Consider the following 11,972-nt stretch of genomic DNA (forward strand, 5'->3'; position numbering starts at 1 on the left):
CTACTCCTCACGATGATGTTTCAAGTAAGACTTCACAAGCTCTTCAATTAACTCATCACGCTCAAGCTTGCGAATGATGCTTCGAGCATCTTTATGGCGAGGTATGTATGCTGGGTCTCCACTTAATAAATAACCGACGATTTGGTTAATCGGATTATAGCCTTTTTCTTGAAGTGCATCATACACAGTTAAAAGTACATCATTTACATGGACACTCTGTTTTTCATCTTGAATGCTAAACTTCATTGTTTTATCAAAACCGTCCATTTCAAGCACCTCACTTATATAGTAAGTATAGGGAGAAGAACTTCTCCTCTCCCTACCATTGTACACTACTATCTCTTTATTTTGAAACAGATTTAACGTACTCTTGTACAAATGCTAAAGCTTCTTCAACTTGAGCTGGGTTTTTACCGCCTGCTTGCGCCATATCAGGACGGCCGCCACCGCCGCCGCCACAACGAGAAGCTACTTCTTTCACAAGTTTACCAGCATGGTAACCTTGACTAATTAAGTCTTTCGTTACGCCTGCTAAAATATTCACTTTATCATCATTTACAGATGCTAATACAACAACTGCTGACTCTAATTTATTTTTAAGGTCATCCATCATTGTACGTAAGTTGTTCATATCTGCAACATTTACTTTCGCTGCTAATACGTTTACGCCATCAACTGTCATGACTGAATCCGTTAAGTTTCCAGCTTCGATATTGCTTAATTTTGCAGCAAGAGATTCATTTTCTTTTTGAAGTTGTTTTACTTCAGCAAATAAACCATCAACTCTTGTTAAAATATCTTTCGGATTTGTTTTCATTTTTCCTGCTGCTTCTTTTAATAAACCTACTTGATCGTTCATTAATTCGTATGCAGACTTACCAGTTACCGCCTCAATACGACGCGTTCCTGCACCGATACCAGACTCAGCAACAATTTTGAAAATACCGATAGAAGCTGTGTTATCAACGTGACAACCACCACAAAGCTCCAAGCTGTAATCACCTACTTGTACAACGCGTACAACATCTCCGTATTTTTCACCGAATAATGCCATTGCGCCCATTTCTTTCGCTTCTTCGATTGCTTTTTGAGAAATCTCAACATCAATACTTTCCCAAATTTTCTCGTTTACGATACGCTCAATTTTTTCTAATTCGTCAGCTTGTACTTGACCGAAGTGAGAGAAGTCAAAACGTAAACGTTCAGAAGTTACAAGAGAACCAGCTTGGTTAACATGCGTTCCAAGTACGTCTTTTAATGCTTGGTGTAGTAAGTGAGTTGCTGTATGATTTTTCACAACGCTACTACGATTCTTTGTATCAATAATAGCTTTCACAGCCGCATCTTTCGTTAATGTACCTTCTTCTACAGCTACTTTGTGTAAGTTTTGGCCGTTTGGTGCCTTTTGTACGTCTTTCACAAGAACTTTTACACCGTCAGCGAGAAGGTAACCACGGTCTGCAATTTGTCCACCGCTCTCAGCATAGAATGGTGTTACATCAAGCATTAATTGTCCTTCTTCACCAGCTTGTAAGCTATCTGTGTATTCACCGTTTTTCACAAGTGCAACAACGTTACTTTCTGTTGCAACTGTACCGTAACCAACGAATTCACTTGCTACTTTAACTTCTCCAAGGACACCACCTTGAACTTGCATAGAATCAACGTCTTGACGAGCAGCACGTGCGCGCTCACGTTGTTTTTCCATTTCATTTTCAAAGCCTTCATGATCAACTGTCATACCAGCTTCTTCTGCATATTCTTCTGTTAATTCAATTGGGAAACCGTATGTGTCATATAGACGGAACGCATCTACGCCAGAAATAACAGTTGTTTTTTCTTCTTTCGCTTTTGCAATTACTTCAGCTAAAATTGCTTCACCATCATGAAGTGTTTCATGGAAACGCTCTTCTTCGTTTTTCACAACTTTTGCGATGAAATCTTTCTTTTCAAGTACTTCTGGATAGAAGTCTTTCATTACTTCTCCAACAACCGGTACTAATTCAAACATGAATGGACGGTTGATGTTTAATTTCTTCGAATAACGAACAGCGCGGCGTAATAAACGACGTAATACATAACCACGGCCTTCGTTAGATGGAAGAGCACCGTCACCAACAGCGAATGTTACTGTACGGATGTGGTCAGCAATTACTTTAAACGCCATATCTTTTTCTAAGTCACCATTGCGATACTTCTCACCAGAAATTGTTTCTGTTGCACCAATCATCGGCATGAATAGGTCTGTATCAAAGTTTGTAGGCACATCTTGAACGATAGATGTCATACGCTCTAGACCCATCCCTGTATCGATGTTTTTCTTAGGAAGCGGCGTATATGAACCGTCTGGATTATGGTTAAATTGAGAGAATACAAGGTTCCATACTTCTAAGTAACGCTCGTTTTCTCCGCCTGGATATAATTCTGGGTCACTAAAGTCATTACCGTAAGCTTCCCCGCGGTCATAGAAAATCTCTGTATTCGGTCCACTTGGTCCTTCACCGATATCCCAGAAGTTTTCTTCTAAACGGATGATGCGCTCTTTTGGAACACCCATTTTCTCATTCCAAATTGTGAATGCTTCTTCATCTTCTGGATGGATTGTAACTGATAGTAATTCTTTATCGAATCCGATCCATTTGTCGCTCGTTAAGAATTCCCAAGCCCAAGTAATTGCTTCTTCTTTGAAGTAATCACCGATTGAGAAGTTCCCTAACATTTCAAAGAATGTATGATGACGAGCTGTTTTCCCAACGTTTTCAATATCGTTTGTACGAATTGATTTTTGTGCATTTGTAATACGTGGGTTTTGCGGGATTACACGGCCATCAAAATATTTTTTTAATGTTGCTACACCACTATTAATCCATAGAAGAGATGGATCTTCATGTGGAACTAGTGATGCACTAGGTTCTACTGCATGTCCTTTTTCTTGGAAAAAGTCTAAAAACATTTGACGAATTTGTGCGCCTGTTAGTTGTTTCATTGTATTTTCCTCCTTAAATATAAAAAACTCCCGCCCCTATAAAAGGGACGAGAGTTAACTCGCGATACCACCCTAATTATGAATTGATTATAATAACAATCAATTCATCACCTCATGGTGCCGTAACGTGGCAAGACGGCAGTGATTAGCTGCTCTCAGGATTAGCTTTCTGTTACCCTTCATTTAAAGCTTCTTTCAGCCAGTGGAAGCTTCTCTCTACAAATGGACTGTAACGTACTTGTTCCGTCATTGATTTAATGTATTATATGACTAAATATAATAGAATTCTCTTAAGTTTGTCAATGTAGATAATCATTTATATTGTATCAATTGCTTATTAACCATAGTTATTCTACTATTCATTCTTAACAGCCTTTCAATATATTATGCATTTATTACTAAATGGGAATATCCTCATAAAAATATCTCTATACATTTTTCTAAATATTACATCATTTGTTATAATTGAATTATTAACACTAAAGGAGCGATCACTATGACAACCTTATTGAACAAAGCTAAAAATATATTAACAACTGACGAAACAATATTGTTTTACGCAGCATGTTCACTAGATATATTTATATATCGTTCCATCGCAAGGCCAGGACTGTTAATTTTAACGAACAAAAGGCTCTTTTTTTACGGACCAGATGTAAGTCAGAATCCAATATTTGAAGAGTACTCTTTCGCAAAAATTTCTAACCTAAAAGAACAGAAACGTCTTTTCAGTAATCAAATTGTATTTATGTATGATACAGAATGGAAAAAAATAAAACATATTCAAACAAATGATGTGAGCTCCCTCGTTCAAAAGATACACGAGCAACTCTCTAAATAAATATATGATTAGCCCTCTATTTCGTAAATAGAGGGCTTCCGTATTTACACATCTTCTTTTTTCCACAGAGGTCTTACATGAACAATGACTGTACGAATAACCGCTAAAATCGGAACTGATATTAATAACCCTACAATTCCTGCAACTTCTCCCCCTACTAGTAATGCAAGCATAATAATAACAGGATGCATACGAAGCGACTTACCTACGATATAAGGAGATAAAATATTACTTTCAACGAATTGCAAAATCGCAATCGTAATTCCCGCCTTAACGAGTAAACTCGTTGATACCGTTGCTGCAATCATTAATGTCGGAATCGCTCCTAAAATAGGACCGAAGTATGGGATTATATCCGTCACCCCAATAATAATGCCAAGCAGTAATGGATATTTCATACCGATAAACCAAAAAGAAAGAGCAGATACCCCTCCTAATACTAAGCAAACAAACAACTGTCCTCGAATATAACTTCCAAGTGACTTATCAATTTCTTTCGCAAGCATTTGCCCCGTACTTCGCCATTTACTTGGGACTAGTTTCCAAAAGATATGATAAAACTCACCGTAATCTTTTAATATGTAAAATACAATGAACGGAATTAAGAAAATAATGAGCAATGAATCCAGCACACCACGAGCTGTACTCATCACTTTATTTAAAAGAGCTTGAATCTTCATTTCTACACCAACAAAAATTTGTTTCACCTTTTCATGAATAAACGATGGGAAATTCGCTGTTTGTTCTGTAACGCCATCCATCCAAGAATCGTACATTTTTGTAAGTTGCGGAAACTGTTCATTAATTTCTTGTAACTGCTTAATAACAACTGGTATTCCTTTATAAATCCCATAACCAATTCCGCCAAAGAATAGAATGTAAATGAGCAAAATAGCAAGCGTACGAGGCATTCCCTCTTTATGAATTTTTTCAATTAAAGGATGCAATAAATAAGCAATAAAACACGCAATAAGAAACGGTGTGATTGCGACTTTAAATACAAAAATAATCGGTGCCCATAGCGGCTTAATTTTTAAAAAGACAAGCAAACAAAGAAAAACAAGTAACAATAACCCTAAACGATATATCCAAATGATTTTAAGATTCTTCACACGAAAAACCTCCTCCACCTTTATTTTGAAAATAAATAGGGTAGGTTATGTGCAAAACTTTTAAAATCTTTTCATACAGACCATACTGTTTTTTAAAGACGTACATATATTTAACATAATAAGGACAACCACCCCTGAGAATGCAAAACATAAAAATATAATCAGGAGGGCTAATAATGGTCTTATTTATGCTTATATTATCTGCACTTTTTATGATTCTTGAATGGATTTGTATCGGATGTGGTATTTGGAAAGGTTTCTTTATTCGTTCCTCACGAAAAGAACGAGCGAAGCAATTATGGCATTATGGAATGCTTGGCGTCGGATGTTACGGTCTATCTTATCTTTTCTCGGAAATCGGACTTTTTTATTTGCATATGGGCACGTAAAAAAACTCCCTCATCAATAAGGGAGTTTTTCACTTTATCGAAATGATTATAAATAAGACTTAATCATCTTACGCGCCTTTTTTATATTGCGTTTTGAAAATACATCTTGCTTACGAGCATATTGATATGCTGCAGCTCCAACACCTAATGCGATTAATGAATTGCGTAGATTCAAAGTAAATCCCCCTTTTCGTTATCCGATCGTTCTTTCGTTCTCATCAAATAAATCATCAAGAGAGCTTAACGAACCATCTTCCTCTACTTGATGCGTATGGATTTTCCCCTTTGAAACCGATAATTCGATATAACAATTCCAGCAGTAAAATTGGTTGACACCTATTTTTCCAATGTCTTTCCCTTTGCAATTTGGACAACTGAACATATGGCTTTCATCTCCTTACAGTCTCCCAGATTCTATTCGCCATTATGTCCAAACTGCATTCATTTATACATGCTAGAGCCTTTCAACGTTATACGTTTGAAAGTTTCACTATATAATTTCACCTTGTTACATAAAATCATACGGTGAAATGTTTTCCACGTCCATTTCTTCACCATTAACCGTTACCATCTGCACTTCTCCTTGCGATTCTTGCAAGCGACTAGCTAAAGTCGTTTGACGCATTGCATCATCAAGGCGATTTACACCGGACTGGAAAGCCGCTTCCTCCCCGCAAATAATAAGGAACTTCTTACTTCTTGTAATGCCAGTGTAAATTAAATTACGACGTAACATACGGTTGTAACTTTTTACAATCGGCATAATAACAATCGGAAATTCACTACCTTGTGATTTATGAATCGAACAGCAATATGCATGTGTAATTTGATTTAAATCCGGCTTTGTATACGTGACTTCAATTCCATCAAATGAAACGATAATCATATCTTGTTGTTCAACATTTTCTTTCGCATAAAACACCGAAACAATTTCCCCGATATCACCATTAAACACTTGGCTCTCTGGCTGATTGACGAGTTGCAGTACTTTGTCACCTCTTCGGTATACAACATCACCGTAAGCAATTTCTTTACTCTTTTCTCTTTTCGGATTAAATACTTGTTGCAACGCTTCATTCAGCACATTGATACCAGCAGGCCCGCGGTACATCGGTGCCAATACTTGTACATCTCTTGCACTAAAGCCTTTTGTCTTAGCATTTTCACAAACCTTTTTTACAACCTCAACAATTTGAGCCCCTGTACAGCTGATAAATGAACGATCTTTTTTATTTTGTGCTAAATCTGGCGGAAGCGTGCCGTCTTTTATTGCATGGGCAAGTTGAATAACAGATGAACCTTCCGCTTGACGATAAATTTCTGTGAGCTTTACTGTCGGAACTGCACCTGCATTTAATAAATCTTTTAACACTTGTCCAGGCCCTACAGATGGCAACTGATCTTCATCACCTACAACGATAACTTGAATGTTCGTCGGCAGTGACTTGAATAGCTGATTTGCAAGCCAAATATCAACCATCGAAAACTCATCAATAATGAGTAACTTTCCTTGAACCGGATCCGTTTCATTACGCTGGAAAGAGCCTTCTGGTGTCCAGCCAAGCAAACGATGAATGGTGCAAGCCGGAAGTCCTGTTGATTCACTCATTCGCTTCGCAGCTCTTCCTGTTGGAGCCGTTAATAATATTGGAAATGGATTATCATCACTATATTCATTCGGATTTAACGATAATCCGTGCAATGATGCATACATTTCAACAATTCCTTTAATAACAGTTGTTTTTCCTGTTCCTGGCCCACCCGTTAATAACATCATCGGCTTATGAAGTGCCGTTTGAATTGCTTCTTGCTGAAGTGGTGCATACTGTACATTCAGCTGCTCTTCAATTTCACCTAATGTTTTTAACACTTCTGCTTCAGGAAATGAAGGTGTTTCTTCTTGATTCATAAGTCGACGAATAGACTTTACAACACCTTTTTCAGAGTAGAACAACGATGCTAAATACACTCGTTCTTCTTCTATGATGACTTTCCCTTCACTTTGCATCATTTCAATACAACCTATAATATCTTCCTCAGTCACTCTTCCTTCTTGATTGTTCAAAAGTGACATCGTTTCTCTTACAAGTTGATCTTTTCCCATATAAACATGACCGAGTTGCAATGAAACATTCTCTAACGTATAAAAACATCCCGCACGTACACGATCATCGTGATTACCCGATATCCCTAACGCACGCCCTATATCATCCGCTCTTCCAAACCCAATTCCATCAACCTCTTCAATAAGTTGATATGGATTATTACGAATCACTTCTAATGTCATCTCTTTATATTGCTGATAAATTTTAATAGAAAGCTTCGTTCCAAAACCGTAACCATTTAAAAAGCTCATTACTTTCTCTAACCCTTGATGCTCAACAATTGTCTCATATATTTCCTGTGCTTTTTGCTTATTAACAACACCATTTAACGCATCAGGGTCATCCATAATTTTAGAAATAGCATGTTCCCCGAGATGGTCCACAATTTTTTCAGCTGTACGCTTTCCTATCCCTTTAAATAAATCACTCGCTAAATATTGCACCATGCCTGCTTTTGTTTGCGGCAATTCTTTTTTAAATGTTTCAACCAAATATTGTTTTCCATACTTTGGATGATCTTTAAAATGACCTGTCAATGTAAACACTTCATCTTCATGCATGCGGGGAAAATGACCGTTTATCATTACTTTTTTTTCATCGTACGTTTCATTCGTTTCAATGACTTTCATACTGACAACGGAATAGAGGTTTTCTTCGTTGTGGAAAATGGTATGAAGAACTTGCGCTTTAATAAATTTTTTCTCTTCCTCAAACAAATCCATTGCATGTTGATTTCCCATCTTTCCTCTCCTTTCCGACTCTTTTCACTTTAATGAGCAGTACATCCCCCACCTCTTTTCTTTAGATGAGGGATAACTACCCATTAACCTATATTTTCGTCTTATTCAGCTTCTTGCTCTAATAAACGAATACCATTACCAGCTAAAAAGTGGTCTGGTTGAATTTCAGTTGCTTTCTTAAATAAGGCAAGAGCTTTCTCGTTATTTTCTTCAAATACGTACGCAACACCTAAATTATAATACGCATCTGCATGCTCCTCATCCATTTCTAATACCTTTTCAAAATAAGGTTTTGCCTCTTGGATATGTTCTAGTCGTGCGAAGCAAAGTCCACATTGGAATACAGCTTCTACATCTGCGTCATCCAATTCTGTTGCTCTTTGTAAAAACGGCAGTGCAAGACGATCATTTCCAAGCTGCACATGCGTGATACCTAGCATAAATGTTACATCAGCCGATTGTAAGCCAGCTTGCATCGCTTGTTCAAATACAGCTTTCGCCTCTGCAAATTGCTCTTGACCGTAATATACGTTTCCTAATCCATAATAAGCAGCCGCAGATTTATCATCTAACTCTAATGCACGCTTATAAAATAAAATTGCTCGCTCACTATCACCTAGTACATCTAATAAATTCGCAAAATTAATGTATCCAAGCGGATCTTTCGGACTTTCTTCGATTGCTTCCGTAAATTTTTTTGCTGCTTCTTCCCAGTTTCCTTCTTGCATATATTGAATACCTGTTTCAAGTTTGTTTGACATGCCCTTCACCTCTACAACAAATTATAACAAAGAATGTATTTTCCAAGCGAACGAAAATTCGCCTTATGTAAAAGAAACCTCTAACCGCTAATCGGCAGAGGCTTCTCGTTTTATCCTAAATAATCCAATTTCTTACCACTACGGTATACTTCATCAATTGTAGCACCGCCTAAGCACTCATCTCCATCATAGAAGACAACTGCTTGTCCTGGTGTAATTGCACGAATTGGCTCGTCACAAAGAATACGAACTGTATTTTCATCAACGATTTGAACCGTTACTTTATTGTCTTCTTGACGATAACGGAATTTCGCTGTGCACTTAAATTCTTTTTCTTTCGCTTCATTACTTACCCAGCCGACATTCGTAGCAATAACTTCATCACCATATAAAAGTTCGTTATGGAATCCTTGATCAACATATAAAATGTTTCCTTTCAAGTTTTTCCCAACAGCAAACCATGGATCACCGTTACCACCAATACCAAGGCCATGACGTTGTCCAATTGTATAATACATTAAACCGTCATGCTTTCCTTTCACTTCACCAGATAACGTTTGCATCACACCTGGTTGCGCTGGTAAATAATTACTTAAGAAATCTTTAAAGTTACGCTCACCAATGAAGCAAATACCAGTACTATCTTTTTTCGCCGCTGTCGCTAAACCAGCTTCTTTCGCCATTTCACGAATTTGTGGTTTCTTTAATTCACCTAACGGGAACATTGTTTTTGATAATTGCTCTTGGCTTAATTGATTTAAGAAATACGTCTGGTCTTTATTGTCATCAACACCGCGAAGCATTTTATATTCGCCGTCCATATAAGCAACGCGTGCATAATGGCCTGTCGCTACATAATCAGCACCAAGCGCAATTGCATGCTCTAAAAATGCTTTAAATTTAATTTCTTTATTACACATTACATCTGGGTTTGGTGTACGACCAGCTCGGTACTCATCTAAAAAGTACGTAAATACTTTATCCCAGTATTGTTTTTCAAAGTTTACTGCATAATACGGAATACCGATTTGGTTACACACTTCAATTACGTCATTGTAATCTTCCGTTGCTGTGCAGACACCATTCTCATCTGTATCATCCCAGTTTTTCATAAAAATTCCGATTACATCATAACCTTGCTCTTTTAATAAAAGAGCTGCTACAGATGAATCGACGCCACCGGACATCCCGATGACAACGCGTGTTTCGTGAGGTAGTTTGTTCATCATGTCACCTCCCATGCTAATTTTGTGTTAATCGCTTCACGATTTTCACTGTTTCGTACGCCGCTTTTTCAATTTGCTCTTTCGTATTTCCAAGACCAAAACTAAAGCGTACGGATGAACGTATTTGATCGGAGTCTTTTCCGAACATCGCCACTAATACATGTGATGGATCAATCGAACCAGCTGTACAAGCAGAACCACTTGATACTGCAATGCCAGCTAAGTCTAAGTTCACAAGGAATGGTTCAATATTCATTCCTGTAAAACTTATATTCAACACATGTGGTAAACGATATTCCAAGCTTCCGTTTACCTCGAAAGTAATGCCTTCATTTTTGAAGACAGATACCATTATATCTTTAAACTCTTCATATTGGGCATTTTTTTGCTCACGAGTTTTTTCAGCTAAAAGAATTGCATGCTGAAGTCCAGCAATACTAGGTACATTTTCAGTACCAGCACGACGTTTTCTTTCTTGCTCTCCGCCCGTTAATAACGGTTCAAATTTCACATTTGCACCAGCGTATAGGAACCCTACACCTTTTGGTCCGTTAATTTTATGAGCTGAAATCGATAATAAATCAATACCAAATTCTTTCACATCTATTTCTACTAAACCGTAAGCTTGTACCGCATCTGTATGGAAATAAGCTGGATGCTCTTTTAGCAGCTTTCCTATTTCCGCAATTGATTGCATCGTCCCTACTTCATTATTCCCAAACATAATAGATACAAGAATTGTTTCTTCTGTTAATGCCTTTTGTATGTCAGAAACTTGAACACGCCCCGTTTCATCTACAGGTAAATAGGTCACTTCAAACCCTTCACGCTCTAGCAATTCACACGTATGCAAAATCGCATGATGTTCAATTTGTGTTGTTATAATGTGATTACCTTTATGACGGTTGGCACGTGCCACACCTATAAGCGCTAAATTATCAGCTTCTGTACCACCGCTCGTGAATATAATTTCATTCGGGTTAGCATGAATGCTTCTTGCACACACGCGTCTCGCCTCATCTACTGCATGACGCGCTTGACGTCCATAAAAGTGAATACTAGACGGGTTTCCAAATACTTCTGTCATATATGGAATCATCTTTTCGACCACTTCTGGGTGAGTCGGAGATGTCGCAGCATGATCTAAGTAAATGCGTTCCATTAAATCTCCTTCTTTCCAAATCGTTTCACAAGGAATTAAATGTAAAACATATAGCCCCCGTGATTTTCTTCCTCATAACGTACTAAATCTTCTAAAGTTGTGCTATCTAACACTTCTTGCACCGCATCACGAACACGCATCCATAATTGGCGTTGTGCTGGTTCTTCTTCTTCTATCATTTCTACAACACTAATCGGACCCTCTAGTACACGAATTACATCCCCAGCTGTAATATTAGCTGGTTGATCAGATAATACATATCCACCGTATGCACCTCGCGTACTCTTTACAAGACGAGCGTTACGAAGTGGTGAAATTAATTGCTCTAAGTAATGTTCCGATAAGTCATGTGCCTGCGCAATTGATTTTAATGAAATTGGACCTTCACCAAATTTTTTTGCAAGATCGATCATAATTGTTAAGCCGTAGCGGCCTTTCGTTGAAATCTTCATCTATTTTGCACCTCTTTTCAAATTTTCACTTCTATTGGTTATATCTTATTTAGCCCGCTATTTGCGGGCAGTAAAACTCCCACCTCAAAATTAGGCTGGAGCAACGAAGTTAGGTGGGAGATCAACTGCCCGTAAACGCCCGATTGGTTCAACTAATAATCAGTGGGGGATGAACAAAACCCCCACTGATTAAAGTTT

Annotated in this window: 12 protein-coding genes and 1 other annotated feature; of the genes, 2 read left to right on the plus strand and 10 right to left on the minus strand. The window is 37.7% G+C overall.

Features of this window, described 5'->3' with window-relative positions:
* Both ACQKNR_RS04590 and alaS read right to left on the minus strand, forming a co-directional pair.
* On the minus strand, positions 1-267 hold the full coding sequence (locus tag ACQKNR_RS04590) for an IreB family regulatory phosphoprotein (RefSeq protein ID WP_000348590.1): 267 nt from the start codon (positions 265-267) through the stop codon (positions 1-3).
* Between the two features lie 76 nt (positions 268-343).
* On the minus strand, positions 344-2,986 hold the full coding sequence (alaS, locus tag ACQKNR_RS04595; protein ID WP_427315672.1) for an alanine--tRNA ligase: 2,643 nt from the start codon (positions 2,984-2,986) through the stop codon (positions 344-346).
* A gap of 40 nt (positions 2,987-3,026) precedes the next feature.
* Positions 3,027-3,245 (minus strand) — a binding site (T-box leader).
* 237 nt (positions 3,246-3,482) lie between these two features.
* Between alaS and ACQKNR_RS04600 the strand changes: the two genes are divergently transcribed.
* Entirely contained in the window at positions 3,483-3,827 is a 345-nt protein-coding gene (locus tag ACQKNR_RS04600) for a PH domain-containing protein (protein ID WP_427315674.1), read from the plus strand.
* Positions 3,828-3,871: 44 nt separating this feature from the next.
* Here ACQKNR_RS04600 and ACQKNR_RS04605 read toward each other — a convergent pair whose 3' ends face one another.
* Positions 3,872-4,939: an AI-2E family transporter gene (locus ACQKNR_RS04605; protein ID WP_427315676.1), complete on the minus strand. Its 1,068-nt coding sequence runs from the start codon at positions 4,937-4,939 to the stop codon at positions 3,872-3,874.
* Between the two features lie 176 nt (positions 4,940-5,115).
* Here ACQKNR_RS04605 and ACQKNR_RS04610 point away from each other — a divergent pair, with 176 nt between their 5' ends.
* On the plus strand, positions 5,116-5,328 hold the full coding sequence (locus ACQKNR_RS04610; RefSeq protein WP_427315678.1) for a hypothetical protein: 213 nt from the start codon (positions 5,116-5,118) through the stop codon (positions 5,326-5,328).
* A gap of 46 nt (positions 5,329-5,374) precedes the next feature.
* Here the strand turns inward: ACQKNR_RS04610 and ACQKNR_RS04615 are convergent, their stop codons facing one another.
* From ACQKNR_RS04615 to cymR, 7 genes are all read right to left on the minus strand, one after another.
* Positions 5,375-5,503, minus strand: coding sequence for a YrzQ family protein (locus ACQKNR_RS04615; RefSeq protein WP_001053552.1), 129 nt, complete (start codon positions 5,501-5,503; stop codon positions 5,375-5,377).
* An 18-nt stretch (positions 5,504-5,521) separates the two neighbouring features.
* A complete protein-coding gene (locus ACQKNR_RS04620) occupies positions 5,522-5,710 on the minus strand; it encodes a hypothetical protein (RefSeq protein WP_000490499.1) in 189 nt (62 codons plus the stop codon).
* A gap of 126 nt (positions 5,711-5,836) precedes the next feature.
* Complete coding sequence (gene recD2 / locus ACQKNR_RS04625) at positions 5,837-8,173, minus strand: SF1B family DNA helicase RecD2 (RefSeq protein ID WP_427315680.1); 2,337 nt, start codon at positions 8,171-8,173, stop codon at positions 5,837-5,839.
* Between the two features lie 101 nt (positions 8,174-8,274).
* A complete protein-coding gene (locus tag ACQKNR_RS04630) occupies positions 8,275-8,934 on the minus strand; it encodes a tetratricopeptide repeat protein (RefSeq protein WP_427315682.1) in 660 nt (219 codons plus the stop codon).
* A 110-nt stretch (positions 8,935-9,044) separates the two neighbouring features.
* Entirely contained in the window at positions 9,045-10,160 is a 1,116-nt protein-coding gene (gene mnmA, locus ACQKNR_RS04635) for a tRNA 2-thiouridine(34) synthase MnmA (protein WP_427315684.1), read from the minus strand.
* A 16-nt stretch (positions 10,161-10,176) separates the two neighbouring features.
* On the minus strand, positions 10,177-11,322 hold the full coding sequence (locus ACQKNR_RS04640; protein WP_427315686.1) for a cysteine desulfurase family protein: 1,146 nt from the start codon (positions 11,320-11,322) through the stop codon (positions 10,177-10,179).
* Between the two features lie 35 nt (positions 11,323-11,357).
* Entirely contained in the window at positions 11,358-11,774 is a 417-nt protein-coding gene (gene cymR / locus ACQKNR_RS04645) for a cysteine metabolism transcriptional regulator CymR (protein WP_000704116.1), read from the minus strand.
* Between the last annotated feature and the right edge of the window lie 198 nt (positions 11,775-11,972).

It is taken from the genome of Bacillus sp. NPDC094077, assembly GCF_050279465.1.
GTDB lineage: Bacteria > Bacillota > Bacilli > Bacillales > Bacillaceae_G > Bacillus_A.